Origin of the sequence: Agrobacterium genomosp. 2 str. CFBP 5494 (assembly GCF_900013495.1) — a bacterium.
In the GTDB taxonomy this organism is placed as follows: Bacteria; Pseudomonadota; Alphaproteobacteria; order Rhizobiales; family Rhizobiaceae; genus Agrobacterium; species Agrobacterium pusense.
Window position 1 is genome coordinate 913,476 of the sequence record NZ_LT009719.1, and the last position, 26,239, is coordinate 939,714.

At 59.0% G+C, this 26,239-nt stretch carries 26 protein-coding genes; 17 read left to right on the forward strand and 9 right to left on the reverse strand.

What is annotated here, in order from left to right:
• Positions 1–67: 67 nt before the first annotated feature.
• Entirely contained in the window at positions 68–757 is a 690-nt protein-coding gene (locus AGR2A_RS19105) for a hydrolase (protein ID WP_037090526.1), read from the reverse strand.
• 140 nt (positions 758–897) lie between these two features.
• Positions 898–1,830, reverse strand: coding sequence for a ring-cleaving dioxygenase (locus AGR2A_RS19110; protein ID WP_072495008.1), 933 nt, complete (start codon positions 1,828–1,830; stop codon positions 898–900).
• Positions 1,831–1,949: 119 nt separating this feature from the next.
• Here AGR2A_RS19110 and AGR2A_RS19115 point away from each other — a divergent pair, with 119 nt between their 5' ends.
• From AGR2A_RS19115 to AGR2A_RS19125, 3 genes are all read left to right on the forward strand, one after another.
• Positions 1,950–2,849 (forward strand): LysR family transcriptional regulator, encoded by a 900-nt coding sequence (locus AGR2A_RS19115; RefSeq protein WP_004437488.1) that lies wholly within the window; start codon positions 1,950–1,952, stop codon positions 2,847–2,849.
• Between the two features lie 193 nt (positions 2,850–3,042).
• Positions 3,043–3,666 carry a TetR/AcrR family transcriptional regulator gene (locus AGR2A_RS19120; protein WP_072495007.1) on the forward strand — a complete coding sequence of 208 codons (624 nt, stop codon included), beginning with the start codon at positions 3,043–3,045 and terminating at the stop codon, positions 3,664–3,666.
• 23 nt (positions 3,667–3,689) lie between these two features.
• The gene (locus AGR2A_RS19125; RefSeq protein WP_022563373.1) at positions 3,690–4,133 is read left to right on the forward strand and encodes an SRPBCC family protein; all 444 of its coding nucleotides are present in this window, start codon (positions 3,690–3,692) and stop codon (positions 4,131–4,133) included.
• A gap of 218 nt (positions 4,134–4,351) precedes the next feature.
• On the opposite strand, the gene AGR2A_RS19130 is transcribed toward AGR2A_RS19125, so the two are convergent.
• Positions 4,352–4,819, reverse strand: coding sequence for an Lrp/AsnC family transcriptional regulator (locus AGR2A_RS19130; RefSeq protein WP_006699972.1), 468 nt, complete (start codon positions 4,817–4,819; stop codon positions 4,352–4,354).
• A 120-nt stretch (positions 4,820–4,939) separates the two neighbouring features.
• Here AGR2A_RS19130 and AGR2A_RS19135 point away from each other — a divergent pair, with 120 nt between their 5' ends.
• From AGR2A_RS19135 to ehuA, 11 genes are all read left to right on the forward strand, one after another.
• Positions 4,940–6,418: an NAD-dependent succinate-semialdehyde dehydrogenase gene (locus AGR2A_RS19135; protein ID WP_037090519.1), complete on the forward strand. Its 1,479-nt coding sequence runs from the start codon at positions 4,940–4,942 to the stop codon at positions 6,416–6,418.
• Positions 6,419–6,431: 13 nt separating this feature from the next.
• Positions 6,432–7,835 carry an aspartate aminotransferase family protein gene (locus AGR2A_RS19140; RefSeq protein WP_072495006.1) on the forward strand — a complete coding sequence of 468 codons (1,404 nt, stop codon included), beginning with the start codon at positions 6,432–6,434 and terminating at the stop codon, positions 7,833–7,835.
• A 169-nt stretch (positions 7,836–8,004) separates the two neighbouring features.
• A complete protein-coding gene (locus AGR2A_RS19145) occupies positions 8,005–9,453 on the forward strand; it encodes a PLP-dependent aminotransferase family protein (RefSeq protein ID WP_037090515.1) in 1,449 nt (482 codons plus the stop codon).
• 68 nt (positions 9,454–9,521) lie between these two features.
• Positions 9,522–10,541, forward strand: a complete 1,020-nt coding sequence (eutB, locus tag AGR2A_RS19150) for a hydroxyectoine utilization dehydratase EutB (RefSeq protein WP_080823303.1) — start codon at positions 9,522–9,524, stop codon at positions 10,539–10,541.
• The gene (eutC, locus tag AGR2A_RS19155) at positions 10,538–11,551 is read left to right on the forward strand and encodes an ectoine utilization protein EutC (RefSeq protein ID WP_037090512.1); all 1,014 of its coding nucleotides are present in this window, start codon (positions 10,538–10,540) and stop codon (positions 11,549–11,551) included. Before eutB ends, eutC begins: the two co-directional genes overlap by 4 nt.
• Positions 11,548–12,726, forward strand: a complete 1,179-nt coding sequence (doeA, locus tag AGR2A_RS19160; RefSeq protein WP_037090510.1) for an ectoine hydrolase DoeA — start codon at positions 11,548–11,550, stop codon at positions 12,724–12,726. The genes eutC and doeA overlap by 4 nt, the downstream gene beginning before the upstream one ends.
• A 4-nt stretch (positions 12,727–12,730) precedes the next feature.
• Entirely contained in the window at positions 12,731–13,744 is a 1,014-nt protein-coding gene (gene doeB / locus AGR2A_RS19165; RefSeq protein WP_037090509.1) for a N(2)-acetyl-L-2,4-diaminobutanoate deacetylase DoeB, read from the forward strand.
• 60 nt (positions 13,745–13,804) lie between these two features.
• Positions 13,805–14,656 (forward strand): ectoine/hydroxyectoine ABC transporter substrate-binding protein EhuB, encoded by an 852-nt coding sequence (gene ehuB / locus AGR2A_RS19170; RefSeq protein WP_004437452.1) that lies wholly within the window; start codon positions 13,805–13,807, stop codon positions 14,654–14,656.
• Between the two features lie 60 nt (positions 14,657–14,716).
• The gene (gene ehuC / locus AGR2A_RS19175) at positions 14,717–15,382 is read left to right on the forward strand and encodes an ectoine/hydroxyectoine ABC transporter permease subunit EhuC (RefSeq protein WP_037090508.1); all 666 of its coding nucleotides are present in this window, start codon (positions 14,717–14,719) and stop codon (positions 15,380–15,382) included.
• Positions 15,383–15,394: 12 nt separating this feature from the next.
• Positions 15,395–16,087 (forward strand): ectoine/hydroxyectoine ABC transporter permease subunit EhuD, encoded by a 693-nt coding sequence (gene ehuD / locus AGR2A_RS19180; protein ID WP_022563363.1) that lies wholly within the window; start codon positions 15,395–15,397, stop codon positions 16,085–16,087.
• Positions 16,084–16,863 carry an ectoine/hydroxyectoine ABC transporter ATP-binding protein EhuA gene (ehuA, locus tag AGR2A_RS19185; RefSeq protein ID WP_072495005.1) on the forward strand — a complete coding sequence of 260 codons (780 nt, stop codon included), beginning with the start codon at positions 16,084–16,086 and terminating at the stop codon, positions 16,861–16,863. The genes ehuD and ehuA overlap by 4 nt, the downstream gene beginning before the upstream one ends.
• Positions 16,864–17,048: 185 nt before the next feature.
• On the opposite strand, the gene AGR2A_RS19190 is transcribed toward ehuA, so the two are convergent.
• Positions 17,049–18,089 carry a LacI family DNA-binding transcriptional regulator gene (locus tag AGR2A_RS19190; protein ID WP_037090504.1) on the reverse strand — a complete coding sequence of 347 codons (1,041 nt, stop codon included), beginning with the start codon at positions 18,087–18,089 and terminating at the stop codon, positions 17,049–17,051.
• Positions 18,086–18,367, reverse strand: coding sequence for a hypothetical protein (locus AGR2A_RS19195; protein WP_139786391.1), 282 nt, complete (start codon positions 18,365–18,367; stop codon positions 18,086–18,088). The genes AGR2A_RS19190 and AGR2A_RS19195 overlap by 4 nt, the downstream gene beginning before the upstream one ends.
• Between AGR2A_RS19195 and AGR2A_RS19200 the strand changes: the two genes are divergently transcribed.
• The 3 genes from AGR2A_RS19200 to AGR2A_RS19210 all read left to right on the forward strand — a co-directional run bounded on the left by AGR2A_RS19200 (position 18,354) and on the right by AGR2A_RS19210 (position 21,622).
• On the forward strand, positions 18,354–19,256 hold the full coding sequence (locus AGR2A_RS19200) for a sugar phosphate isomerase/epimerase family protein (RefSeq protein WP_037090498.1): 903 nt from the start codon (positions 18,354–18,356) through the stop codon (positions 19,254–19,256). The genes AGR2A_RS19195 and AGR2A_RS19200 overlap by 14 nt on opposite strands.
• A gap of 81 nt (positions 19,257–19,337) precedes the next feature.
• Positions 19,338–20,510: a Gfo/Idh/MocA family protein gene (locus AGR2A_RS19205; RefSeq protein ID WP_037090680.1), complete on the forward strand. Its 1,173-nt coding sequence runs from the start codon at positions 19,338–19,340 to the stop codon at positions 20,508–20,510.
• A 182-nt stretch (positions 20,511–20,692) separates the two neighbouring features.
• Entirely contained in the window at positions 20,693–21,622 is a 930-nt protein-coding gene (locus AGR2A_RS19210; RefSeq protein WP_037090496.1) for a sugar phosphate isomerase/epimerase family protein, read from the forward strand.
• 176 nt (positions 21,623–21,798) lie between these two features.
• Here the strand turns inward: AGR2A_RS19210 and AGR2A_RS19215 are convergent, their stop codons facing one another.
• The 4 genes from AGR2A_RS19215 to AGR2A_RS19230 all read right to left on the reverse strand — a co-directional run bounded on the left by AGR2A_RS19215 (position 21,799) and on the right by AGR2A_RS19230 (position 26,228).
• Positions 21,799–22,161: a hypothetical protein gene (locus AGR2A_RS19215; protein ID WP_037090493.1), complete on the reverse strand. Its 363-nt coding sequence runs from the start codon at positions 22,159–22,161 to the stop codon at positions 21,799–21,801.
• A 259-nt stretch (positions 22,162–22,420) separates the two neighbouring features.
• Complete coding sequence (locus AGR2A_RS19220) at positions 22,421–23,845, reverse strand: amidase (RefSeq protein WP_037090491.1); 1,425 nt, start codon at positions 23,843–23,845, stop codon at positions 22,421–22,423.
• Between the two features lie 10 nt (positions 23,846–23,855).
• Positions 23,856–24,986: a M20/M25/M40 family metallo-hydrolase gene (locus AGR2A_RS19225; RefSeq protein ID WP_037090490.1), complete on the reverse strand. Its 1,131-nt coding sequence runs from the start codon at positions 24,984–24,986 to the stop codon at positions 23,856–23,858.
• Between the two features lie 81 nt (positions 24,987–25,067).
• The gene (locus AGR2A_RS19230; protein WP_035207445.1) at positions 25,068–26,228 is read right to left on the reverse strand and encodes a M20 aminoacylase family protein; all 1,161 of its coding nucleotides are present in this window, start codon (positions 26,226–26,228) and stop codon (positions 25,068–25,070) included.
• Positions 26,229–26,239 lie beyond the last annotated feature (11 nt).

Consider the following 26,239-nt stretch of genomic DNA (forward strand, 5'->3'; position numbering starts at 1 on the left):
CTCCTTTGGATGGATGAAGCCGCGCCGGCCGGGATATTGATCCCGCCGGCGCGCCAGGGTTGAAAGCTTATTTCGCGGGGTTGGGGCCGATGCGCTTGCCGTGCTTGACGCGCTCAGCACCGCCATGAACATGCGTGACCGCATAATCGATGCCCATGCCGTAAGCGCCTGAATGTTCCTTCACCAGCGAGGTGACGGCGTCATAGGTTTCCTTGCGCGCCCAGTCGCGCTGCCATTCCAGCAGCACCTGCTGCCACGTGACGGGGATGACGCCCGCCTGCACCATGCGGTCCATGGCATATTTATGCGCATCGACAGAAGTGCCGCCAGATGCATCCGCCACCATGTAGATTTCGTAATCGGCGACATCATACAACGCCGAAAGAGCGAAGGTGGTGTTGCACACTTCCGTCCAGAGGCCGGAAACAACGATCTTCTTGCGACCGTTGGCGGCATTCTTCGCCAGGGCATCGCGGACATTCTGGTCATCCCAGGAATTCATCGAGGTACGCTCGAGAATGTCGTTTTCCGGGAATACTGCCAGCAGTTCCGGGAAGGTGTTGCCGGAGAAGCTTTCCGTTTCAACCGTGGTGATGGTCGTCGGAATGTTGAAGATCTTTGCCGCCTTGGCGAGGCCGACGACATTGTTCTTCAGGGTCTGGCGATCGATCGACTGCACACCGAAAGCCATCTGCGGCTGCTGGTCGATGAAGATGATCTGGCTGTTGGCGGGAGTAAGGACTTCAAGCTTCGACATGGTGGTTCTCCGTTCAGGTGATGATTGCCGATCGACGGCGGTGAAATTGACAAGGCTTCGCCGGCCGGCTGCCCGGCAGGGGCAGCCGCCTTGAAAGCGTGGATATGATTTCTTCAGTGGATGCGGATCAACGACCCGCTTTATGCCGCAAGGGGAGCGAGGTTAGCCTCGATCTGATTGCGGAAAGGCTCATAACGGCTTGGCAGCTTGAGCGCTTCGCCCAGATGCGCGGTATCCTCGTCGCGATCGAAACCGGGTTCGTTGGTGGCGATTTCGAACAGGATACCGCCCGGCGTGCGGAAATAGATCGCCCAAAAGTAATCGCGGTCGATGACAGGGGTGACCTGATAGCCGGTGTCCATCAGCGCCTTGCGCACGTCCAGCTGCTTTTGACGGTTTTCAACCGCGAAAGCGATGTGATGAACCGAACCGGCTCCCGGACGGGCAAAGGGCGTCGTTGGCAGTGTGGCGAGATCAATCGTATCGGCGCCGTTGCCGCCGGGAATGACGAAGCGGGTTACATCGCCTTCTACATCGGCGCGCTCATATCCCATGAAGCGAAGCAGTTCCTCGGTCGCGGCCGTATCATTCAGATTGAAGCGCGCACCGGTGAAGCCGCGTATGGCGTTGTCTTCGGAGATGCCCTCGGCAAGCCATGGAGCGCGAGCATCGTTATCCGTTTCGATCAGCGCGAGTCCATCGCCATCCGGACCGGTAAAACGCAGGCGCTGTGCACCGAAGACCGTATCGGCCTGAAGGCCGGCGGCACCTTTCGTAATGAGACGATCTTTCCAGAAGCCGAGCGAACCCTTGGGGACGGAAAACTGTGTCTCGCCCACTTCGCCGACGCCCGGACGGCCGGCCATCATGTTGGCGAAGGGAAAATACGTCATGACCGTGCCAGGCGTTCCCTTTTCGTCACCGTAATAAAGGTGATAGACGCTTGGCTCGTCGAAGTTGACGGTCTTCTTTACCCGGCGCAGGCCGAGCGTATCGGTGAAGAAGCTGTTGTTCTGCCGCGCATCCGACGCCATCGAGGTAACGTGGTGCAGGCCCTTGATATCCTTGATCATCGTCGGCGCCTTTCGCTGTTGGTGTGCCCGTTTCGATGGAGAAAGATGTAACCCGCTTGATTGTATCGCGGAATTGCAATATTTTTCTCGAATGAATTGCGATTTTTGAAATAATAGAGATGAACGATCACAAAGCTCTCAAAACCTTCCTGATGGCGGCCGAAAAGCGCAACTTCGCGCAGGTGGCCCGTGAACTCGGTATGACGGCAGCGGCCGTCACCCGTGCGATTGCAGCACTTGAAGATGATCTCGGCGTGCAATTATTCGTCCGGACCACCCGTCAGGTATCGCTCACGACGGACGGTGCCGTCTTCGCCGCACAGATTCAGCCGGCGGTCGAGGCTTTGGAGAACGCCCGGCGCGATGTTCGCAACGCCCACAAGGCCGACGAGGGACGCCTGAGGATCAGCGCGCCGACATGGCTCGGCAAAACGGTGCTGCCGCCGATCCTGTCGGGCTTCCGGGAACTCTATCCGAAAATGTGCTTCGAGATTTCGTTATCGGACGGCCTGGTCAATATCGTGGATGATGACTACGATCTGGCGATCCGTATCTCGTCCGCCCCATCGGACAAATTCACCATATGGCGCAAGATCAGGGCTGTGCCGCGCATATTGGTGGCGGCTCCGGGCAGCCGGTTCGCGCAGATGAAACACCCCGCTGAACTGACGCCTGACGATTGCCTTGCCTACAGCGGCGAGAGCCGTCGGGAGAATTGGGTTCTGTCAGATGGCGGGTCAAGTATCACGATAACGGCAGGTCGTGCGTTCAGCGCCAATAGTGGCGAGGTTCTGGCCGATATGGCTGCGGATGGCGCAGGGGTCGCCTTGCTGCCGGGCTTCAACATCGCACAGCATATCCACAGTGGCCGCCTCGTCCATGTCCTGCCCGGCTGGTCGCCGCCGGAACTCTGGCTGACGCTCTATTATCCGCCCTATCAGGCCCTGCCGCCCCGCATCGCAACTTTCTCGAAATTTTTCGAAGAACAGTTACCAGCCTATATGGTGGCGCTGGAGTAGAACTGCCCGGATCTGCGCATTAATGACGGCGCGGGAGCGGCGCGCTCCCTCGCGGGATCGAGCGCGCGCCTTCTGTTATGCGCCATCCTGCCCAACGATATTGGACCGGGAAGTCACCGGACAACACACCAGTAAAATTCCGCTTGATTAAATACCGACTAGTCTGTATTTAATCAAGCAAGGGAGATTTGATGTGGCAAGGAAACAGAACCCATTGACCAGGCCGGGCCTGCTGGAGGCGGCATTTACCGTCATCCGGACGAAAGGTTACGCCGCGACGACAGTTGACGATGTCTGCGCCAAGGCCGAGCTGTCCAAAGGTGCATTCTTTCACCATTTCTCCAGCAAGGAGGAAATGGCGGTCGCGGCTGCCCAGCACTGGTCGGAGGTAACCGGTGCCGTGTTCGAAACCGCGTCCTATCACGATGCCGCTGATCCACTGGAGCGACTGCTGAACTATGTCGCCTTCCGCAAGCAGTTGATACAGGGCGACTTGCCGGATTTTACCTGCTTTGTCGGCACCATGGCGCAGGAGGTTTACGAGACCAGCGAGGCGATCCGGCAAGCGTGCTGGACCAGCATTTCAGGCCACGCCGAAACACTTGTCAGCGATATCGAAGCAGCCCTGAATCAATACAGGATAACAGAGACATTTACGGCGGAAAGTCTTGCCCTGCACATTCAAGCCGTCATCCAGGGCGCCTTCATTCTGGCAAAAGCGAGCGGGAATCCGCAGCAAGCCGTCGAAAGCCTCGACCATCTTCACCGCTATATCCGGCTGCTGTTCAGCCCGACAATGATCGACCACGTTGAATGACAACGCATCAACAGGAGGAAACCATGCCAAGCGTCATTCGTCTACATCGCGTCTTCGCAACGAAACCCGAAAAGCTCTATCGCGCTTTCATCGAACCGGATGCGATTTCAAGCTGGCTCCCGCCATTCGGGTTCACCTGTACCGTTCATGAACTGAATGCGAAGGTCGGCGGCAATCACCGGATGTCTTTCCGAAATTTCACGACGGGCGACAGTCATTCCTTTGGCGGGACCTATGTTGAACTCGTGCCCGGAGAGCGCCTTGTCTACACGGACCGCTTCGACGATCCCAACCTGCCTGGCGAAATGAAAGTCACGGTGAACATGAAGGCAGTGGCATCCGGCACCGAAGTGAATATCGAACAGGAGGGCGTGCCGGATATCATTCCGGCTGATGCGTGTTATCTCGGCTGGCAAGAGTCACTGCGCAAGCTTGCCAAACTCGTGGAACCCGAAATCACGCAATAGCGCGCGACAATGTTCCAAATTGCGAGCGCATGATCTGCCTGCGCAGGGCTTACATGAACTCCCAGCTCCCGGAGGCTCCGGATCTGTCATCGCACGGATATCCGGGCCTCCTTCCTTTCCCCGCTGCTTGGGCAGGGTCTTGCAGCCCGTCCAGAACTAGAACGACCGTACAAAAGGCGGAAGTCCCGACACAGACATGTTAGCAGACCTCTGGCCGGTCAGTCTTCGATAGGAAAGGCGAATCCGGCCTTCACGCGGTCCATGACGACCATTGTCTTGAACCCTTTAATGTCGTGGTTTTCATAAAAGAAGCGGCGGGTGAAGGCCTCGTAGTCCTCCATGTCCTTTGCCGTGATTACCAGAATGAAATCGGCATCACCGGTGACATAATAGCCGATCATGACTTCGCGCGTCGCACGGATCGCCGCCTTGAAGCGATCGACGATGTCCGCGCGCTCCCGTTCCAGCGACACGAGGACGATCATGGTGATGCCCCGTCCCACGGCTTTGGGCGAGATGATCGCCACATCCGCCTCGATCACTCCCTCCTCCCGTAATCGCTTGAGCCGCCTCTGGCAGGCCGTCGGCGAGAGATTGACGATCCGCGCCAGCTCCTCCGACGTCAGACGGTTGTTCTTTTGCACGGCGTCAAGCAGCGCCCTGTCAGCTCGATCAATATTGGTCATGCAGAATTCCTGCGTATTTGGGTAAAATTAGCATTATTCCTGCGTCAAACAGGAAATAAATGCCGGAGATCGATCATGCAGCGACGCTAAGCTCCACGCAAATGAAAACGGAGCATATTCATGAAAGGTATTGCCAGCGCCGCGTTGAAGAACCTTCGCCGGCCCGATCTGATCGAGCATCGCGCCTTTTTGGACGGGGTATGGGTGGAGCGCAGCGAGAGGCTGAGCGTCATCGACCCAGCAGGCGGCGACCATCTCGTGGATGTGACCGCCTGCTCTCTCGATGATGTCGATTCCGCCATAGAGGCCGCCAGCGCAGCCTTCCTTCACTGGCGCGAGACGCTGCCGGTAGAACGCGGCGACATCCTGCGGAGCTGGGGCAGACTGATGCGCGACAATGCGCGCGATCTCGCCATTATCATCAGCGCCGAGCAGGGCAAGCCGTTTGAAGAATCGCTGGGGGAAATTTCCTACGCGGCCAATTTTCTCGACTGGTTCGCGAGCGAAGGCGAGCGATCCTATGGCGAGACAATACCGAGCCACCTGAAAGGTGGCAATCTCTCCGTACGGATGCAGCCGATCGGCGTAACGGCAGCGATCACGCCATGGAACTTCCCGTCAGCCATGATAGCCCGCAAGGCAGGAGCGGCCCTTGCCGCCGGTTGCACCATGATCGTCAAGCCGGCACCCGAAACTCCGCTCTCGGCGCTGGCTCTGGCAAAACTTGCGGAGGAGGCAGGCATGCCGGCCGGCGTATTGCAGGTACTGCCCGGTGAAGCCGCGCCTCTGGCGCGTCGTCTTCTGGAGCATACCGATGTGCGGGCGTTCTCCTTCACTGGCTCGACGGAGGTCGGGCGGCTGCTCCTTACCCAGTCGGCGGCAACCGTCAAGAAAGCGTCGCTGGAGCTGGGTGGTCATGCACCCTTCATCGTATTTGGGGATTCTGATCTTTCTCAAGCGGTGGCGGGGTGCATCAGCGCCAAATTCGCTACATCTGGCCAGGACTGCCTGGCGGCAAATCGCATCTATGTTCAGCGAACGCTCTATGACCGCTTCATCGATCGGTTTGCCGACGCAACTTCCAGACTGACCGTTGGCCACGGCCTTGAACCGGGCATCGACATTGGGCCGATGACACGGCCATCGGTCGCCGAAAAGTGCCGTCAGCAGATCGCACAGGCGCTCTCCGCCGGCGCGCGCCTCGTCTGCGGCGGGCAGGACAGTCCGCTCGGCGGTAATTTCGTAACGCCAACCGTGCTGGCTGATGTGACTGACGACATGCTGATCGCACGTGAGGAAACCTTCGGGCCTGTGGCAGCCATCCTTCCCTTCGATGACGAGAATGAGGTCGTCCGCCGCGCCAATGCAACCGAGATGGGACTTGCGGCCTATGTCTACACCAACGATCTGGGCCGGGCGATGCGCCTGACCGACCAGCTGGAATACGGCATGGTTGCCGTCAATACGCCGAAATTCACCGGTGCGCCAATTCCCTTCGGCGGCTGGAAACAATCCGGCCTCGGTCGCGAAGGCTCGCGCCACGGCCTGATGGAATATCTCGAACCCAAATATGTCTGCTTCGGCAATCTGGCTGCCTGAAAGGAACCCGCCTATGACCATCGACATCAAAAATATCGCGGAAATGGATCGAAATGCGGTTCTGCACCCCTTCACGCAGCTGAAAGACTTCGCCAGCGGTAAGCTCGGGGAACCGACCATCGTTGAAACCGGCAAGGGCATCCGCATTCAGGACGCCCACGGCAAGCAGTTGATCGATGGCTTTGCCGGTCTTTATTGCGTCAATGTCGGTTACGGTCGCACCGAGGTGGCGGAAGCCATTTCCCGTCAGGCCTATCGGCTCGCCTATTATCATTCCTACGCCGCCCACACGACGGACGAACTGGCGATCCTGTCCGACCGGCTGGTGAAGATGGCGCCCGGCAAGATGAGCAAGGTGTTTTACGGCATGTCCGGCTCGGACGCCAACGAGACCCAGGCCAAGCTCGTCTGGTATTACAACAATCTGCGCGGCAAGCCGGAGAAGAAGAAGATCATTTCCCGCGAGCGGGGATATCACGGCTGCAGCGTCGTTTCCGGTTCCATGACCGGCATGAGCTTTTATCATGACCACATGGACCTGCCGCGCGCTGGCGTGCTGCACACCGGCGTCCCACACCATTATTGGGGCGCTGAAGCCGGTGAAACCGAACTGGAATTCTCAAAACGGCGCGCCGACGAACTGGAAGAGCTCATTCTGCGCGAAGGCCCCGACACAATCGGTGCCTTTATTGCTGAACCGGTGCTTGGCACGGGGGGTATCACGCCGCCGCCGGAAGGCTACTGGTCGGCGATACAGGATGTTCTCAGAAAATACGATGTCCTGTTGATTGCCGATGAGGTGATTACCGGCTTCGGGCGTACAGGCTCCATGTTCGGCTCACAACATTACGGCATCGAGCCGGATCTGATCACCGTCGCCAAAGGGCTGACATCAGCCTATTTCCCGCTCTCCGGCTCGATCGTAGGAGAGAAAGTCTACAAGGTGATGGAGGACGGCGCTGATCGCGTCGGCGCCTTCTCGCACGGCTACACCTATTCCGGACATCCCATCGGTGCGGCTGCGGCAAACGCCGTGCTTGATATCGTGGAAAAGGAAGACCTGCCGGGCAATGCACGGGCCGTCGGCAACTATTTTCAGGAGCAGTTGAAAGCAAGGTTCGCACAGCTTCCAATCGTCGGCGAGGTGCGTGGCGTGGGCCTGATGGGTGCCATCGAATTCGTGGCGGACCGGGAAAAGAAGACACGTTTTGCACCGGGTCTTGCGGTTGGTGCACGCGTTTCGAAGGCAGCACGCAATGGCGGCCTTATTGCGCGGGCCATGCCGCATGGCGATATTCTGGGCTTTGCACCGCCGCTCGTGACGACGAAGGCGGAGGTGGACGAGATCATCGCCATCGCCGAAGCCGCCGTCCGCAGCGTCATGGATGATCTGGTCCAGGCCGGCGAAAAAATCTGATCACCAGCCAGGCTTTTACCGGACCGGGAACTGCTCGTCTGGACAGCAGGGAGATGACGATTGCGCCTGTTTTGGATGCAATTGTCATCTACGCTGCATAAGGCTTCATCTTTTCACCGAACCGTGCATAATGTCATGAAATCATCTTCGTCTAAAACGAGACAATTTCATGCGCCGTCAAGCCAATCCGCTCAGCCTCGATCCGGTTCCCGCAACGAAACCGGTGGCATGGCGGCCAGTTCTCGCGAAGCAGAAGGGCGAAACGAAACATTCGGCACTGACCGAACGCATCATCGCCGATATCGACGCCGGCGTTCTGAAGCCGATGGACCGCATGCCGACCCATCGCGACCTCGCCCGTGAACTCGGCCTTTCCGTCCAGACCGTTAGCCTCTCCTACAAGGAGGCCGAGCGGCTCGGCTATCTCAGCGGCGAAATCGGCCGAGGCACCTTCGTGAAGACACGGGTGACGGACCGGGCGGGCCGCATGATGCTCGACCACAGCCCGACTGAGGTCCTCGATCTCTCCATTATCCGCGGCGTCTATCTCGACGAGCATGAAAACGCCTCACGCGCCATCCTTCGTGAATTGGCCGATGGTGACAATTCGGGTTTCATGCGCCCCTGCAGGCCGGTGGCCGGCCTTGACAGCCATCGGGAAACCGCCCGAACCTGGCTCACCATGATGGGCGTGACCGCCGGTGCGGAGCGTATCCTCGTCACTAACGGCGCAGCCCACGGCATTTTCCTTGCCCTGAGCTGCATCATTCGATCGAACGACGTGGTTCTCTGCGAGAACCTCACGGACCACGGCATTATCGGCCTGTCGAACATCCTCGGTTTCAGTCTCAAGGGCCTGCCCACGGATGGCGAGGGCATATTGCCCGATGCGCTGGAGGCCGCGTGCGCAGCCGGTGGTGTGCGAGCGCTGGTACTCATTCCGACCCTCAACAATCCCACCGGGCATGTATCGGGCCCGGCGCGACGGCAGGCGATCGCCGCGATCGCTGAACGCTATGGCATCTTTGTCATTGAAGACGAAGTCTATCGGCCGATCATCGAGGAGGATCTGCCATCCATCACTGAAATGCTGCCTGATCTCGGCTTTTTCGTCACCAGCTTCACCAAGACGGTGCTGACCGGGCTGCGCGTTGGTTATCTCGTCGTGCCACCCGCCTACTCCATCCGCGCCGCCTCAATCCTGCGGGTATCGAGCTGGAGCGGAACCTATCTCACGGCCGAAATAGCGACGCGCTGGGTCGAAAACGGCACTGCCTTACGGCTACTGGATGTGCAGCGCGCCGAAGCGCGGGCGCGGCAGAAAATTGCCCTAGATATCTTAGGCCAGCATATCGCCTCGACCCATCCCCTTTCCCTCTGCGCTTGGCTGAAGGTCCCGACGCGCTGGACGGAGGACGGCCTGGTGCGCGCGCTGACGACCCAAAATGTCGCCGTGACCCCATCAGAACCATTCATTGCCGGACCCGGCCATGGCGGCGGCATTCGCATATGCCTCGGCGGCCGCCTTAATCATGCAGCCCTCATCAAAGCTTTGACCACAGTGCGGCAGACCTTCGAACAACTGCCGCCCGTCTACGATATCGGCTCGATCGGCTGAGGCTGTCGATCGAAAATCATTGAATCATTACAATATAATAATTGACATGATTTTACTTCGCTCACAACATGACAATCATGAAGAGCGAAAACCCGTCCATATCGGTGTACAAGAACCCGCTGCCGGTCTCAGTGGAAGCGATAGAGCAGGCTGCGGTGCGGCTCGAGGGAAGAGTTGAGCGAACACCGTTGGTTCGCTCGGACAATCTTTCCAAACGCGTTGGTTATCCCGTTCATCTGAAGCTTGAAACCCTTCAGCCTATTGGCGCCTTCAAGCTGCGCGGCGCGATGAACGCCATTCTCTCTCTTGACGATGAGAAGCGCCAGCGGGGCCTCGTCACCGCCTCCACCGGCAATCATGGCCGGGCGGTGGCCTATGCGGCAGAGAAACTCGGTATTCCTGCCACGATCTGCATGTCGGAGCTGGTGCCAGCAAACAAGGTGGAGGCAATCCGCGCGCTTGGCGCCGACATCCGGATCGTCGGCAGATCACAGGATGACGCGCAGGAGGAAGTGGAGCGCCTGACCAGAAGCCGTGGCCTGACCGCTATACCTCCGTTCGATCATAGCGACGTCGTGGCAGGCCAGGGCACGATTGGTCTCGAGGTTATCGAGGACATGCCTGAACTGGCGACAATTCTCGTTCCCTTGTCGGGCGGAGGCCTTGCGGGCGGTATCGCCGTTGCGGTGAAAGCGTTGAAGCCGAGGGCGCGGGTTGTCGGTATTTCCATGGAGCGGGGTGCGGCCATGCATGCGTCGGTTAAAGCCGGTCGCCCCGTCTCGGTCCAGGAGGAAGAAACGCTGGCGGATTCGCTTGGCGGCGGGATTGGACTGGCGAACCGTGTGACCTTTGCACTTTGCCAGGCATTGCTTGATGACATCGTGCTGGTTTCCGAAGACGAGATCGCAGCAGGCATCCGCCATGCGGCGCACGAGGAAGGCCTGAGAGTGGAAGGCGCGGGCGCCGTTGCCTTCGCTGCCGTCCTGTCGGGCAAGGTCAACATCAGCGGCCCGACCGCGATCATCGTATCGGGCGGAAACATCGATCCGGCGCTCCACAAGACCATCATCGACAGGGGAGCCGCATGAGCCGCATCACCATCCTCACCGAAAAAGACCTGCGCGCCATCGTTAAGCTCGACCTTTCCGCGGTCAACTGCGTGGAGCAGGCCTTGGGCGCCCTTGCCACCAAAGCTGTCGCCATGCCGCCGATCCTCCGGCTCGATATTCCCGAATTTCGCGGCGAAGTGGATGTTAAGACTGCCTATGTGCCGGGTTTCGACGGCTTTGCCATCAAGGTCAGCCCCGGCTTCTTCGACAATCCGAGGCTTGGGCTACCGAGCCTCAATGGCCTGATGATCCTCTTCAGCGCGAGGACCGGCCTGGTGGAGGCCCTGCTTCTCGACAACGGTTATCTCACCGATGTGCGCACCGCTGCGGCTGGCGCAGTCGCGGCGCGGCACATGGCGCGAAAGGACGCGTCCGTCGCAACGATTTTCGGGGCGGGCATGCAGGCGCGTCTGCAGCTTGAGGCTTTGACGCTGGTACGCCCGATCAAATCCGTCCGGATCTGGGCTCGGAACCATGACAAGGCTGAAAAGCTCGCAAACGATTTTACCAGGGAACACGGCATCGAAGTTTCCGCGGTGGCCGATCCCCAGGCGGCCGTGCGGCGCGCAGACATCATCGTCACCACGACACCGGCCGAAAAGCCAATCCTGCTCGCCGACTGGCTGGAACAAGGCCAGCATCTGACCGCGATGGGATCGGATGCCGAACACAAGAACGAAATCGATCCGGCCGTATTCGCCAGAGTGCGCTATGTCGCGGACAGGCTTACGCAGACCCGCATTCTCGGCGAATTGCATCACGCGATTGCCGCGGGTTACGTCGAGCGGGATCAGTCCTTCGCGGAGCTTGGAGAGGTGATTGCCGGCAAGTCACAGGGCCGCCTCTCGAACAAAGACATCACCTTTGCCGATCTGACCGGCACCGGCGTGCAGGACACAGCCATCGCCAATCTCGCCTTTGCCCGCGCCAAAGACGCAGGCAGCGGCCAAATCATCGAAAACAGCGTAAAAATGGGAGACGCAGCGTGAGTGTAACGCTGAACTTTACGCGCGAGGAATATGCCGCGCGCCTGGCTAAAACCCGTAAAGCCATGGAAAGTGCCGGTATCGACCTGCTTGTCGTCACCGACCCGTCCAACATGCATTGGCTGACGGGTTATGACGGCTGGTCCTTCTACGTCCACCAATCTGTGCTCGTGCCACCTGATGGTGAGCCGATCTGGTACGGTCGCAAACAGGATGCCAATGGCGCCAGGCGCACGGCGTACCTCGCCCATGACAATATCATCGGCTATCCCGATCACTATGTTCAATCGACCGAACGGCACCCGATGGACCTGTTGTCTGAGATCATCGAGGAACGGGGCTGGTCAGGCCTGACGGTCGGTGTCGAAATGGACAATTATTACTTCTCGGCAGCAGCTTTCGCATCACTGAACAAACATCTGCCAAACGCACGTTTCAAGGATGCCGCCGGCCTCGTGAACTGGCAGCGTGCTGTCAAAAGCCCGACCGAACTCGACTATATGCGCAAGGCGGGCAAGATTGTCGAACTGATGCACAAGCGTATCGTCGACGTCGTTGAACCGGGCATGCGCAAGTGCGATCTCGTGGCAGAGATATACGATGCCGGCATTCGTGGCACCGCAGAATTCGGCGGCGATTACCCCGCCATTGTGCCGCTACTTCCTTCAGGTGCCGACGCTTCCGCCCCGCACCTGACATGGGACGACAAGCCGATGCGCTCAGGCGAAGGTACCTTCTTCGAAATCGCCGGCGCGTACCGTCGTTATCATTGCCCGCTGTCACGCACGGTCTTTCTCGGCAAACCGACACAGGCATTCCTTGACGCAGAGAAAGCAACGCTCGAGGGCATGGAGGCCGGTCTTTCCGCAGCCAAGCCCGGCAATACCTGCGAAGACATCGCCAATGCCTTTTTTGCCGTGTTGAAAAAATACGGGATCATCAAGGACAACCGCACCGGCTATCCGATCGGACTTTCTTATCCGCCTGATTGGGGCGAGCGCACCATGAGCCTTCGCCCCGGCGACCGCACGGAGTTGAAACCCGGCATGACGTTCCATTTCATGACCGGCCTGTGGCTGGAAGACATGGGGCTCGAAATCACCGAGAGCATCGCGATTACCGACACCGGTGTCGAATGCCTTTCCAATGTACCGCGGCAACTCTTCGTGAAGGGCTGAGACGATGTTGAAGACCGCGCTTCGTCCCTCCCCGATCACGCCCTCCGTCGATTTCGACGCCAGGGGCGTGCAACACGGTCATCTGCGGCTGCCCTACAGCCGCGATGACAGTGCCTGGGGCTCGGTGATGATCCCGATCTGCGTTATCGCCAATGGTGAGGGGCCGACCGCCCTTTTGACCGGCGCCAATCACGGCGATGAATATGAGGGGCCGGCGGCGCTTTTCGAACTCGCCCAGACGCTCGATCCGGCCGAAGTGAAAGGCCGCATCATCATTGTCCCGGCACTCAACTACCCGGCCTTTCGCGCAGGTACACGCACCTCACCCATCGACCGGGGAAACCTCAACCGCAGCTTTCCCGGTCGCCCTGACGGTACCGTGACGGAGAAGATTGCCGACTACGTCACCCGTCATCTGATACCGCTCGCGGATATCGTTCTCGATTTTCATTCCGGCGGCAGGACGCTTGATTTCCTGCCCTATGCAGCGGCTCACGAATTGCCCGACAAAACTCAGGAAAGCCGTTGCTTTGATGCCGTGGCCGCTTTTGCTGCCCCCTATTCGATGAAGATGCTGGAAATCGACGCCGTCGGCATGCTGGACACGACCGTCGAGGAAATGGGCAAGGTCTTTGTCACCACCGAACTCGGCGGCGCCGGCACGGCGAGCGCGAAATCGATCGATATCGCCCGCAGGGGCACCATCAATCTGCTGCGACATGCAGGCATATTGGCCGGTTCGCCCGTTGCCGCGCCAAGCCGTTGGCTGGATATGCCCTCCAGCGACTGCTTCACCTTTGCCGAAGACGACGGTCTCGTCGCCTTTGTCCGCGATCTGGGAGACGCGGTCACGGTTGGTGAGACAATCGCACGGGTTTATCCCATCGGGAAAACCGGCCTCGCACCGGTCGATTACCGCGCCTCCATGTCAGGGCTGCTTGCCGCGCGCCACGTACCCGGCCTCATCAAGGCTGGAGACTGCCTTTCCGTCATCGCCACGGTCACGGAGAATACCTAGCCACCAGAACACCGTGAGATCCGAAAACGGACCACGCAACCCAACCAGAGGAGTTAGAACATGAAGATCACCAAATTCGCCGGCCTTTCCGCCCTCGCCCTTACCATCGGCGTGACGTCAGCCAGCGCGCTCACCGTCGAAGAAGTCAAAAGCCAGGGCTACATTCGCGCCGCCACGGCTAATGAAGTGCCCTATTCCTACATGCAGCCGGATGGCACCTCCGCTGGCATCGGCCCGGATGTGGCCAATGCGGTTCTGAAATCGATGGGCATCGAAGAGGTCAACTGGACGGTGACGCCCTTTGGCACGCTGATCCCCGGCCTCAAGGCCCGTCGCTTCGATTTTGCGGCTGCGGAACAGAATATCTCGCCCGAGCGCTGCAAACAGGTTGCCTTTACCGAGCCGAACTCGTCCTATGGCGAAGGCCTGCTGGTGAAAAAGGGTAATCCGAAAAAGCTGACCACCTATGCCGATATCGCAAAGGACCCTTCATTGAAGGTGGCCGTCGTGTCGGGCGCGAACAATGTCGACTTCCTGCGCGCCGTTGGCGTCAAGGAAGAACAGATCGTCTTCATCCCAGCCAATGCCGACGCCATCCCAACCGTGCAGAGCCGCGCCGACGCCTATGCGGCCACGGAGCTGACGGTTTCGGAACTCGCCAAGGGTCAGGCGAACGTCGAGCAGGTAAAGCCTTTCACCGATCCGGTCGTGAAGGATGCGCCGGTGCGCAACTACGGCGGTTTCGCTTTCCGCCCGGAAGACAAGGAGCTGCGTGACGCCTTCAACGCTGCCCTGGTCGAATTCCGCAAGACCGACGACTACAAGAAAATTCTCGCCAAATACGGTCTCTCCGAACAGAGTATCGCGGCAGCGGCCGAAAAGAAGGTCGCCGATCTCTGCGCCGGCAAATAATGCCAGCCGGCGCCCGGGCATAACCGGGCGCCGTTCCTCGGGAATTCGGGAAATCTCCAGATGGACATGACTGCCTATCTGCCGATGTTGTGGCAAGGCGCCGTCGTCACCATGACGATTACGGTGGCAGCACTTGTCGTCGGCACCGTACTCGCTTTTTTCTTCGGCATTCTGCGCGTCGAGGGCGGACCGATCCTGTCGGCAATCGCGCTTTGTTATACGGAAGTGTTCCGCGGCACCTCGCTGCTGGTTCAGCTATTCTGGTTCTATTATGCCCTGCCGCTGGTCGGGTTGAGCTTCGATCCGATCACGACGGGGGTGCTGGTGCTTGCCGCCCATGCTGGCGGCTACGGCGCGGAAATCGTTCGCGGCGCGCTGTCCTCCGTCTCGGTGCAACAGCTGGAAGCCGCACGCGCGCTGAACTTCACACGCATGCAGACGCTTTTTCGCATTTCCTTGCCACAGGCGATCGTCGAAATGATGCCGGCTTTCGGGAATCTGGCCATCGAGACACTAAAGCTTTCCTCGCTCGTCTCGTTGATCTCGATTGCCGATCTCACCTTCGCGGCACAGTCGATCCGCAACCTGACGCTGGACAGCGCCAGCATCTATTCGGTCACGCTGCTTTGTTACTTCGCGATGTCGCTGATCCTGATGGTCGTCATCCGGGCGATCGAACGCTTCGTGCGGCGCGGCAATGTCTTCCCGCGCACGCGCCATTCGTAAGGATATCTTCTCATGATGTATGGTTACGAATGGGACACGACCACCTGGCTTACCTACACGACCTCCATCCTGCCCATCATCCTGATCGGTCTGACCGTGACGCTGAAGGCAGCCGCCGCCGGTTTTGCCATCGCACTGGTTCTGGGACTTGTCTTTGCGCTGCTGCGCCGCAGCCGGGTAAAGATGATTTCCTGGCCGACCGCGCTGGTGGTCGAATTCCTGCGCGATACGCCGCTTCTGGTGCAGCTGTTCTTTCTTTATTACGTGCTTCCGGATTTCGGCATCGTCTTGCCCGCTTTTCTGACCGGCGCGCTGGCGCTCGGCCTGCAATATGCGGCCTATACTTCCGAGGTCTATCGCGGCGGCATAGAGGCGATACACCATGGCCAATGGGAAGCGGCGACCGCGCTTAACCTGACGCGCATGCAAACCTATCGCGATATCATCATTCCCCAGGCCATTCCGCGCATCGTTCCAGCCATGGGCAACTATCTCGTTGCCATGATCAAGGAAACGCCGGTGCTATCAGTCGTCACGGTTCTCGAGATGATGGGACTTGCCAACATGATCGGCGAACGCACCTTTGAATATCTGGTGCCGCTGACGCTTGTCGGCCTGATCTTCCTCCTTCTGACCATAATCTGCTCGGCAGGCCTCAGCCGCCTGCAAAGGGCGCTCCCAAAAGCAGGAATACCCTTGCGATGACCAACACCACCAATCAGCCACTGATCGAATTTTCGGATGTCACGAAACGCTTCGGCATTCTGACGGTGCTCGACCAGTTCAATTTCAGCGTGGCAAAGGGTGAAAAAGTCACCCTCATCGGCCCTTCCGGCTCCGGCAAGTCGACGGTCCTGCGCGTTCTCATGACACTCGAACCCTTCCAGGAGGGAAAACTGACGCTGGCTGACATGTCCTATCATGAGCCGGGAGGCAAGGGCCCCTTCATGGCCTCGGAAAAACACCTGCGCCAGATCCGCAACCACGTCGGCATGGTTTTCCAGAGCTTCAATCTCTTTCCGCATATGACCGTGCTGCGCAACATCGTGGAGGCGCCGGTGCGTGTTCTGGGTATCGCCCGTGGAGAGGCTGAGGCGCGTGCGATCGAACTATTGAAAATGGTGGGGCTTGCGGACAAGAAAGATCATTATCCGGTTCAGCTTTCCGGCGGACAACAGCAGCGTGTCGCCATCGCCCGCTCGCTCGCCATGCGCCCGCGTGTATTGCTTTTCGATGAGCCGACCTCGGCGCTGGACCCGCAGCTGGTGGGCGAAGTGCTCTCCGTCATCCGCGATCTCGCGCATGAGCACGATCTGACGATGCTGCTTGTCACCCACGAAATGCGCTTTGCCCGTGAGGTATCGGACAGGGTCTGCTTCTTCGACAAGGGGCGCATCTGCGAACAGGGAAAGCCGGAGGAAATTTTCGGAGAGCCGAAAGAGGAGCGGACCCGCGAGTTTCTCTCTTCGGTTCTGCGGTAAACATGGTTGCCCATAAAAAGCCGACTACGAAAAGCGTCCGCGTTCTCGCACCGTGCCACCGACCGCTGCCATTCTTCACCACGTATCGTAGCAGGCGCGCGCACCACCGGCCTTGGTGTGGATTGGCTTTTCCCAATCGATAATTTCACGCGGTTCGGGGATTTTGAATTCCCGTTACCCTGCGATCATGTCCAGATGCTTTCCGGCGTCAGGATTTCAAAGGGCACGATCCGCTGTTCGACGGAAGACGAATCCGCGTTCTCGATGCGTCGCAACATCACGTCGATCAATTGTTGCGGCATCCCGTCGAGGGGCAGTGGCAGCGAAGCGGTAATCAGCCCCTCATTCAAGCCCTTGCGCGTTTCCGGGCCGATATCGTTGCAGACGATCTTTATGCCGCGCTGTTTCTCCGCAGGCAGCTCCCTGAGCGCCCGCAAGACGCCCGATATGCCGCCGCCATTGACATATACCCCCCTGAGCCCTGGTTCGGCAGCAATGATGTCCCGAATGACGGCATAGGCATTTTCCGGCTCTTCATGGGTCAGCAGTGTTTCCGCTACCTGCAGTTCCGGCGTGTTCTCGCGCATGTAGGAGCGAAAACTGGCATCTGAAACATCCTGGCACTGATAACGGTTGCTGCCGATCAGGGGCACGACCACCCCCTCGCCTTTCACGGTCTGACTGAGGAACCAGGCGGCCGTCCGGCCGCGTTTCCAGCTGTCGGTTCCGACAAAACCCGCCCGGCTCGCCGCTGACAGATCGGACACATAGGTCACCACGGGAACACCTTTGCTCCGCAACTCATCAATGGCCTGGCTCACCAGCGGGTGATCGGCAGTCACAACCGCAATTGCGTTGCAGCACTGCCCCATCTTCAGGAGATTGGCGGAAACGGCCTCCGGTGAAAGATCGTCCTCAAAAACCACGTCCGGCTCGATGACGCTTTCCAGCCTCTGATGTGCGGCAGTGACGATCCCTTCTCCCCAAAGGCGGTAAAGCGGCCGGTGGGATTGCTGCAGCAGGAAGCCCAGCCTGTAATGTGGCAAGGCCTCGCGCCTTCGGTCCTTGATGGTGCCCAGACCATAAAACCCGATCTCCTGCGCCGCCTTGAGAATCTGGTCGATCGTATCCTGACGTACGGCGCTCGAACCGTGCAGCAGCCGGTTGACAGTGGAGATGCTGACGCCCGCGGCTCTCGCAAGATCGGCAATGGTGGGTCGATTCATGGCGCCCTCAATCGTATCATTGATGAATGACATGAAATGATACGAAATGCAACGCCAAATGAAATATAAATTCCATTTCCGCGAAAATGAAAGATATAAATCGGCCTGTCATTCAGGCCCATCGGGAGGATGGGCGGGGAGGAAGCAATGGCATTTTTCAGAAAATCTTTCGCGATACGAACCGCGTCGCTTGTGATGGCGTCCAGTGCCTTTGCGGCCATCCGCCCTCGCCATCCGGTCGAGACATAAGAAGGATCAAGATCAATGAAAATCGCCATCGACCCCCACATGCACCGTTTCACCAGCCTCGATGAGCTGCCCGCCAAAGTTAAGGAGCTCGGTTACGACTGGATCGAACTCAGCCCGCGCGCCGATTTCCTCGAATGGTTCAAGGCGCCGCGCGTGTTTCCCGAACGTATCAGGTCCTTCAAGAAGGCTTTGAAAGACGCCGATGTCGGCATCGCCGCGCTGCTGCCAATGTATCGCTGGGCCTCCAATGATGAAATCGAGCGGCAGGCAGCGGTCAAGCACTGGAAACGCGCTATCGAGATCGCAATCGAACTTGAGGTCGACACGATGAACTCGGAGTTCGGCCGTGGACCGCATCCCGACAAGGGCTCATGTTATTGCTGCCATACGGGTTCGATGATCGAGGCCTGCGAGGATGCATGGTGGCGCTCGATGGAAGAGCTGGTACCGATCTTCGAGCGCGAGAACATCAGCCTGCATGTCGAGCCGCATCCGGAAGACTGGTGCGAAACGCTGCAGCCGGCGCTTGATATCATCCGCACGGTCAACTCCAGGAACGTCAAATTCCTCTATTGCGCGCCACACACCTTCTATTTCGGCGACGACACCAAGGCGATGCTTCGGGAAGCCAAGGACGTGCTGGCCCATGTGCATGTCGGCGACACCTTCAACCACAGGGCAAGTTCTGGGCTCCGCTACATTCTCAACCCGCCCGGTACACAGGCAAGGGTGCACCAGCACCTGAATATCGGTCAGGGCGAAGTGCCATGGGACGACTTCTTCGGCACGCTCGCTGAAATCGGTTTTGACGGCATCATGACCTCCTGCGTCTTCGCCTGGGAAGACAGGGCGGATGAATCGAGCCGGTTCATGCGCGCCAAGATGCAGGACTATATCGACCTCTATTTCAAGAAATAACGCGAAAAACCGGTGCCGGTGCCCAGGCGGAACCTGCCTCTGGCTACGCCATTCGAAACATCCGACGGAAAGACGATCGACATGATCAATGGAGAAAGACTGATTTCGCGACCGCTGCGCTGGGCCATGGTGGGCGGCGGCCGCACGGGACAGGTAGGATACAAGCACCGCACCGGCGCTCTGCGCGATGGCAATTACCAGCTCGTCGCCGGTGCCTTCGACCTCGATGCCGAAATGGGCCGCGATTTCGGCGTCAATCTCGGCGTGGCGGCGGAACGCTGCTATCCGGATTACAGGGCACTGATAGCTGGCGAAACCGCGCGCAAAGACGGTATCGACGTCGTCTCCATCGCCACCCCCAACTTTACCCATTACGAGATCACCAAGGCCTGCCTTGAAGCCGGGCTGCACGTCATCTGCGAAAAACCGTTATTCTTCACCGTTGCAGAATGTGACGAGGTGGCGCGGCTGGCCGAACAGAAGGGACTGATCGTCGGCGTCACCTATGGCTATACCGGCCATCCGCTGGTGCACCAGATGGCGGCCATGGTCAAAAAGGGGATGCTGGGCGATATCCGCATCGTCGATCTGCAATATACCCACGGCTTCAATGCCGGCGACGATGTGGGCGCAGGCGAGGCCGTCAAATGGCGCACCAATCCCCGTACCGCTGGCCCGACCTTCGTGCTCGGCGATATCGGTACGCATCTCTATTATCTCTCGGAAATCGTGCTGCCGCACATGAAGGTGGAACGACTGCTTTGCGACCGGAAGGCCTTCATCCCGACGCGGGCGCCGCTGGAGGACCATGCGACGGTTCTCATGCATTATGATAATGGCGCACGCGGGCGTCTGTGGGTTTCTTCCGTCAATGCCGGCAATATGGGGTCGCAGCGTTACCGCTTCATCGGTTCCAGGGCATCGCTTGAATGGTCAGATTCGCGTCCCGATCAGCTGATCTATCAGGTTCAGGGCGAGCCGGAGCGTATCCTGCATCACGGCATGCCGTATCTGGAAGAGGAGAGCCTTGCTGTCGATCGTATGGGCGCGCTGCACACCGAAGGTCTCGGTGATAGCTGGTCGAACATTTACCTCTGGATCGCCCAGGCAATCGATGCGGCCAATCGCGGTGACAGGGCTTTTCTCAAGACCCATCACTATCCCGGCATCGCAGCCGGCACAGAAGGCGTTCGCTGGCTGGAAAACTGCGTTCGTTCGGCCGATGCCGGTGCCACCTGGGTCGATTTCGCATAATGGATTTAAGGGCATTCCGGATCAATCCTCCTCCGGCTGGGTCAGCCTTCATGTGAGGATTTCATCATATTCACCAAGCGGACAGCCGGCCCTCCATCGTTGCCCTGCAAGCCGCCATCAGCCGATAAGACGTTGCACCGGGCTAGAGAACAGGCCGATGCCGCTGCCGCCATGAGGATCAAATGACCAACCCGATCACCATCACCACCGCTCCCTGCTGCTGGGGCGTCGACGATGTCAAGAACCCGCATCTTCCCCACTGGGAAAGGGTGCTGGACGAAGCGAAAGCAGCCGGTTTCGGCGGTCTGGAACTCGGCCCCTACGGTTATCTGCCGCTCGACCTCAGGCGCGTTTCGCAGGCGCTGGATGAACGAGGCCTCAAGATCGTCGCCGGCACCATCTTCGACGATCTGGTCTCACCCGGAAATCGCGACAATCTGCTACGCCAGACTGAGGAGATCTGCGCGCTGATAACGCGCCTGCCAAAGCCGGAAACCCATGCGGGCCAACGCTTTTCCGCTCCCTATCTGACGGTGATGGACTGGGGCCATGACGAGCGTGATTATGCCGCCGGACATTCTGACCGCGCGCCACGTCTCGATAAAACCGCCTGGCGGGGCATGGTGGAGAACATCCGGGCCATCGCAACGCTCGCCCGGGACAAATATGGCGTGCGCGCCACCTTACATCCCCATGCCGGCGGCTACATCGAGTTTGCCGATGAGTTGCAGCAGATCGTTGAGGACATTCCCGCAGATCTTGCGGGTTTCTGCCTCGATACCGGCCATATGGCCTATTCCGGCATGGACCCCGTCGCCACGTTGCGCCGCTATTGGGATCGCGTCGACTACATTCATTTCAAGGATATCGACGCCGCGGTCTTTCAGGAGGTGATGGCGGAGCGCATCCGCTTCTTCGAGGCCTGCGCCAAGGGCGTGATGTGTCCGATCGGCCGCGGCTCGATTGACTATCCAGCCATCCGCAGCCTCCTGACCGAACTTGGTTATGGCGGCTATATTACCATCGAACAGGAACGCGATCCGCGTAATACTGGCAGCATTCTCGATGATCTGGCAGCCAGCAGGGCATTTCTTGCAAAAAGCGGCTTCTGAACCGAAGGGCGCGGCCAGCGGCCGCGTCTCCCGTTTTCATACCATGGCTGCCTCAATCTTCAACGATCGTTCGATCATATGCGAGAGCTTTTGAAGCGAGACACTATTCCCTCAACGCCAATATCGCGACGCCATGAAAGGCTGGGGCTACCTGACGACAGAGCCGGCTCTGCGAACTAAACCTCGACAGGCTCGCGGACATCATCCAGCAGAAAGTGCACGATCACATAAGGCGTGGTGTATTTTTGACCGCTATCCGACACGCTTTCGACACTGCCGCCATCGGAGGGATGCCACTTCTGGTAATGGGGATTATTGGCGATCAGCGTAATGGCCTTGCCCGCAAACCTGCCGTTCAACCGATAGCGAGCCTCGGCAAGCGGCCAAATTTTCTCGAAGTCCTGCTGGCTGATACGAACTTTCAAGGCTTTCCTGGAAATGGTTTTTCCCGGCGATCCTTCCTCATGTGCCACCGGTGGAATATGCAAGTCGACCTCTTCCGCATCGTCCAGCAGAAAGGCAAATTCATCTGGCCACATCCGTCTCACGTATCGCTCCTCCCAAAGCTTAGCGCCCCACAGCACTCCCATGATAGCGCCTCAGCCGCTACAGGCAATGGCAGAGATTTGTTGTTGCGAACAGACGGAAGCCCGGGATGCAACAGAAACCATACTCATGGCTCTGCAATTGAACGCAAGACCCGGTCCAACGAGACGATATTACTTGCTACAAGCCGCATAAGCTATCCGTCTCAGACCGGCTCGCGCTTCAAAGAAAGCCCAGGAGCGCCAAAGGGGTTTACATGACCGCATCACCCGTCTGGATGTCAGCTGACTGCTCATACGCCAGTGCAAATTCAAGGGTTGCCCGGTCACTGCGTGGTGGTCCCACCAGCTGTATACCAGTCGGCAATCCGTTAACCCCGAATCCCGCGGGAACGGCCGCCACGGGAAGTCCAGCCAGCGTGGGACCGATCACGACCTCCATCCAGCGATGATAGGTGTCCATGGCTTTGCCGTCGATTTCGGTCGGCCACGAGAGATCGATATCGAAAGGGAATACCTGTGCACTCGGCATCAAAATAAAATCGTACCGTTCAAACAATCTGCAGAGATACTGGTACCAGGCTGTCCGGACGACGGACGCATTAAAGATATCGGCGGCACTGCACGAAAGCGCGATGTCGAATTCAAACATCTGTTGCCGATTGAGAAGCGACCGTGTTTCCGGCTGGTCATAAAAGGCGCGCAGGCCGTGGGTCACGCTGAAGCTGCGCAATGTCATCCACGCTTCCCAGAGTTTCGGCAGTTCGAAATCCGGCACGAGTTCATCGATATCGCAGCCCATGTTCGCCAGGACGGCGAGAGCCTTGCGATCGACATCCAGAACCCCGGGCTCAAAGGGAAGATATCCACCGAAATCACCAAACCAGGCGACTTTCATTCCCTGTGTCGTTGCAGGACCTCGGATTGCGAGACTTTCGTCCGCCAGAGATAGCGGGTCGCGCCGGTCATAACCTGCCTGCGTTGCGAGAAGCAAAGCGGCGTCCTCCACCGTCTTGCCCATGGGGCCTGAAGTGGCAAGCTGGCCAAGGAAAAACTCGTTCCCTTTTGTGCCTGGAACCCTCCCAAAACTCGGCCGGAAGCCGACAACGTTGTTGAAGGCGGCAGGATTGCGCAGCGAGCCCATCATATCAGAGCCATCTGCGACCGGCAGCATCCGGCAGGCGAGCGCCGCCGCCGCGCCACCGGAAGAACCACCGGCGCTTCTGGTCCTGTCATAGGGGTTTCGGGTTGGGCCATGGACAGGGTTGGTCGTATGGGACCCAAGGCCAAATTCGGGCGTGTTGGTCTTGCCAATGAAAATCGCGCCGGCGGCGCGAACACGTTCCACATGGAGACTGTCGGCGGTGGAAACAAAATTGTCAAAGAGCGGCGACCCCCAGGAGCACGGCAGGCCCTGAACTTCGGAGAGATCTTTTACCGCCTGGGGAAACCCGTGCATCCATCCGCGCGAGCGACCCCCCTCAAGTTCCCGGTCACAGGCGCGCGCCTCCTCCAGCAACTGTGTGCTTGGTCGACGAAAGACGATCGCATTCACGGCCGGATTGAGACTGTCGATGCGATCGAGATAGGCTTCCATCACGGAGAGGCAGGAAACCTGCCGCAGGTGGATTGCCCTGGAAAGCGCGGCTGCGGAGAGCCGGGTGATGTCGCCTGTCATTACTCTGTCCTCAATCCAGCGTCGCCAGAAGACCGGCCATCAGCCTGCCGCGATCAATCAGGCTGTCAATTTCGATGTGCTCTTCGAGGGTGTGATAACCTGCGCCACGCAGCCCCAGGCCACAGAGCGTGGCAATGCCGAGCGCGCCCGTAAAATTGCCGTCGGAACCGCCGCCTGAACTGCCGTGGGGAAGGCAAACCCCAAGACTGTCGGCAAGCAAACGAGCCTTTTCGTAAAGCGCCATGGTTTCCGGACGGTCCGGTGGCCAGACGGGTCTGGTGACGCCGCAGGTGACCGAGAACTCCACCTCGTTTTCCACCCCTGACAAATTGAGCATTCGGGCGACACCGGACGCGAGATCGTCATCGGTTTTCGCCATGGACAGTGCCTCGGCCGTGCACAGCGAAGAGACACAATTGACCCATTGCCCGCCATGCATGACGCCAACGGAAAAAGTGCAGTCGTCGTCGCTCATTGCATCTATTTCAATCACCCTGCGGGCCATTTCGCGAATTGCAGACCGCCCGGATTTCGGCGAAACGCCGGCATGCGAGGGTCTGCCGCGGGCCACCAGGTTGTAGCGGGCGATGGCATAGCGACCGGTGACCACCCCGTTCTCCTCCCGTGCCGGTTCGGGAACCAGCACGTATTTGTTGCGCCGGGCCTCAGCCTCGATCAGGTCCCGCGTCGAGGGTGTGCCGATCTCTTCGTCGGGGGTCAGCAAGACGGTGACCGGCAGGCGGGTGCCGATGCCCGTGTTCAGAAGCTGCCTCATTGCCTCGAAGACCAGAAAGTTGCCACCCTTCATGTCGAGTATGCCCGGGCCGTAGGCACGTGTATCCTCGATACGAAACGGGAGTTCTTTCAGCGTGCCAACCGGATGAACCGTATCGAGATGACCGGAGACGAGAATTCCGGGCGTGTCGCGGGTGTCGCCAAAACGTGCACGAAGGCTGCCGCCAAGTCCCATACGGCCGGGGATTCGTTCTATTGTGCCACCGATTGTTGCGAAATCGGTGGCAGCAAGATCCATCATGCGATCTACGGCTGCAGCATCGAATGTCGGGCTTTCGCATTCTATCCAGGGCCTGAGACGCTTCAGCATGGCGTCTATATCAAGGGGAAGTTTGGTGAAATCCATAATAGGGGGCTCGTTTCATCGTGACGGGACGCCCGCGCTCAAGGGAGGGAGCAATCCCGATCTTGTGGCAGGGCATGGGCGTCAGGCGGCCAGACGTTTTTCGACGACACGCGCCAGAAGGCTCGCACCAACCGGCAGAATATTGTCATCCAGAACAAAGCCCGGATTGTGCAGCTGTACCGATCCGGCATGGCCAACGGTGCAGTAGACGCCGGGCACCTTGTAGAGCATATCGGCAAAGTCCTCGCTGCCCATGACAGGCTCGTCCTTCGTATAGACAAGGTCTGCACCCACGATGTCGCGGGCGGCATCAGCGAAGCCCTCTACAAGTTCTTCCGTATTGATGAGGACGTCGAAAACATTGCGAATGTCTGTTACAATTTCGACTTCGAAAGACGCGGCAAGGCCGGCTGCGATGGTGCGCATACGCTCACGGATCTGTTCGTTCACCTCGCGATCGAGATAACGCACGGTGCCGGAGACTGTCGCCTCTTCCGGAACGACATTATAGGCGGAGCCGGCATGAATCTGCGTGACCGACACCACGGCTGACCGAAGTGGAGAAATGTTGCGCGACACGATCGATTGCAGAGCCGAGACCAGGTGAGTTGCGACAATGACGGGATCCTTCGACCCTTCGGGACGCGCACCGTGGCTGCCGCGTCCCTTGATGTGAAAATCGAAGAAATCAGCGCCGGCCATTGCGGTGCCCGGCTTGATGCCGATCTTGTTCGGCTCTTCGTTCGGCATATTGTGCAACCCGTAGAGCTCGTCACAGGGGAAACGTTCAAACAGGCCGTCTGCAAGCATGGCGCGAGCCCCTCCGCAGCCTTCTTCGCCGGGCTGAAAAATGAATACGGCCGTGCCGGCAAAATTGCGGGTTTCGGCGAGGTATCGCGCGGCACCAAGTAACATGGTCGTGTGACCGTCATGGCCGCAGCCGTGGAAGCGGTTCGCGATTTTCGACGAGTAAGGCAGGTTGGTACGCTCCTCCATCGGCAGCGCGTCCATGTCGGCACGCAGGCCGATGGTACGCCCCCTCCCCTTAGCCCCCTTCAAAACGCCGACAACGCCGGTCTTGCCGATGCCGCGATGCACCTCGATGCCGTAGCTCACCAGCTTGTCGGCAACGATGGCGGAAGTTCGTATCTCCTCAAAACCGATTTCCGGATGAGCGTGAATGTCACGGCGAAGGGCAGTCATTTCATCGTGCCAGGCGGCAATTTTCTCGATAACGGGCATTGCTGTATCCT

Excerpts from the sequence above, each read along its gene's own strand:
- eutB (WP_080823303.1), top strand. The coding sequence starts at position 9,522 with ATGACAATCATGAAGAGCGAAAACCCGTCCATATCGGTGTACAAGAAC.
- AGR2A_RS19125 (WP_022563373.1), top strand. The coding sequence starts at position 3,690 with ATGCCAAGCGTCATTCGTCTACATCGCGTCTTCGCAACGAAACCCGAA.
- doeB (WP_037090509.1), top strand. The coding sequence starts at position 12,731 with ATGTTGAAGACCGCGCTTCGTCCCTCCCCGATCACGCCCTCCGTCGAT.
- AGR2A_RS19215 (WP_037090493.1), bottom strand. The coding sequence starts at position 22,161 with ATGTGGCCAGATGAATTTGCCTTTCTGCTGGACGATGCGGAAGAGGTC.
- AGR2A_RS19110 (WP_072495008.1), bottom strand. The coding sequence starts at position 1,830 with ATGATCAAGGATATCAAGGGCCTGCACCACGTTACCTCGATGGCGTCG.
- AGR2A_RS19105 (WP_037090526.1), bottom strand. The coding sequence starts at position 757 with ATGTCGAAGCTTGAAGTCCTTACTCCCGCCAACAGCCAGATCATCTTC.
- AGR2A_RS19195 (WP_139786391.1), bottom strand. The coding sequence starts at position 18,367 with ATGGCGATTTTCATTGATCTTGATCCTTCTTATGTCTCGACCGGATGG.
- ehuC (WP_037090508.1), top strand. The coding sequence starts at position 14,717 with ATGGACATGACTGCCTATCTGCCGATGTTGTGGCAAGGCGCCGTCGTC.
- AGR2A_RS19130 (WP_006699972.1), bottom strand. The coding sequence starts at position 4,819 with ATGACCAATATTGATCGAGCTGACAGGGCGCTGCTTGACGCCGTGCAA.
- AGR2A_RS19200 (WP_037090498.1), top strand. The coding sequence starts at position 18,354 with ATGAAAATCGCCATCGACCCCCACATGCACCGTTTCACCAGCCTCGAT.
- AGR2A_RS19230 (WP_035207445.1), bottom strand. The coding sequence starts at position 26,228 with ATGCCCGTTATCGAGAAAATTGCCGCCTGGCACGATGAAATGACTGCC.
- ehuB (WP_004437452.1), top strand. The coding sequence starts at position 13,805 with ATGAAGATCACCAAATTCGCCGGCCTTTCCGCCCTCGCCCTTACCATC.
- AGR2A_RS19220 (WP_037090491.1), bottom strand. The coding sequence starts at position 23,845 with ATGACAGGCGACATCACCCGGCTCTCCGCAGCCGCGCTTTCCAGGGCA.
- AGR2A_RS19115 (WP_004437488.1), top strand. The coding sequence starts at position 1,950 with ATGAACGATCACAAAGCTCTCAAAACCTTCCTGATGGCGGCCGAAAAG.
- AGR2A_RS19225 (WP_037090490.1), bottom strand. The coding sequence starts at position 24,986 with ATGGATTTCACCAAACTTCCCCTTGATATAGACGCCATGCTGAAGCGT.
- AGR2A_RS19205 (WP_037090680.1), top strand. The coding sequence starts at position 19,338 with ATGATCAATGGAGAAAGACTGATTTCGCGACCGCTGCGCTGGGCCATG.
- AGR2A_RS19145 (WP_037090515.1), top strand. The coding sequence starts at position 8,005 with ATGCGCCGTCAAGCCAATCCGCTCAGCCTCGATCCGGTTCCCGCAACG.
- AGR2A_RS19135 (WP_037090519.1), top strand. The coding sequence starts at position 4,940 with ATGAAAGGTATTGCCAGCGCCGCGTTGAAGAACCTTCGCCGGCCCGAT.
- AGR2A_RS19190 (WP_037090504.1), bottom strand. The coding sequence starts at position 18,089 with ATGAATCGACCCACCATTGCCGATCTTGCGAGAGCCGCGGGCGTCAGC.
- ehuD (WP_022563363.1), top strand. The coding sequence starts at position 15,395 with ATGATGTATGGTTACGAATGGGACACGACCACCTGGCTTACCTACACG.
- AGR2A_RS19210 (WP_037090496.1), top strand. The coding sequence starts at position 20,693 with ATGACCAACCCGATCACCATCACCACCGCTCCCTGCTGCTGGGGCGTC.
- eutC (WP_037090512.1), top strand. The coding sequence starts at position 10,538 with ATGAGCCGCATCACCATCCTCACCGAAAAAGACCTGCGCGCCATCGTT.
- AGR2A_RS19140 (WP_072495006.1), top strand. The coding sequence starts at position 6,432 with ATGACCATCGACATCAAAAATATCGCGGAAATGGATCGAAATGCGGTT.
- ehuA (WP_072495005.1), top strand. The coding sequence starts at position 16,084 with ATGACCAACACCACCAATCAGCCACTGATCGAATTTTCGGATGTCACG.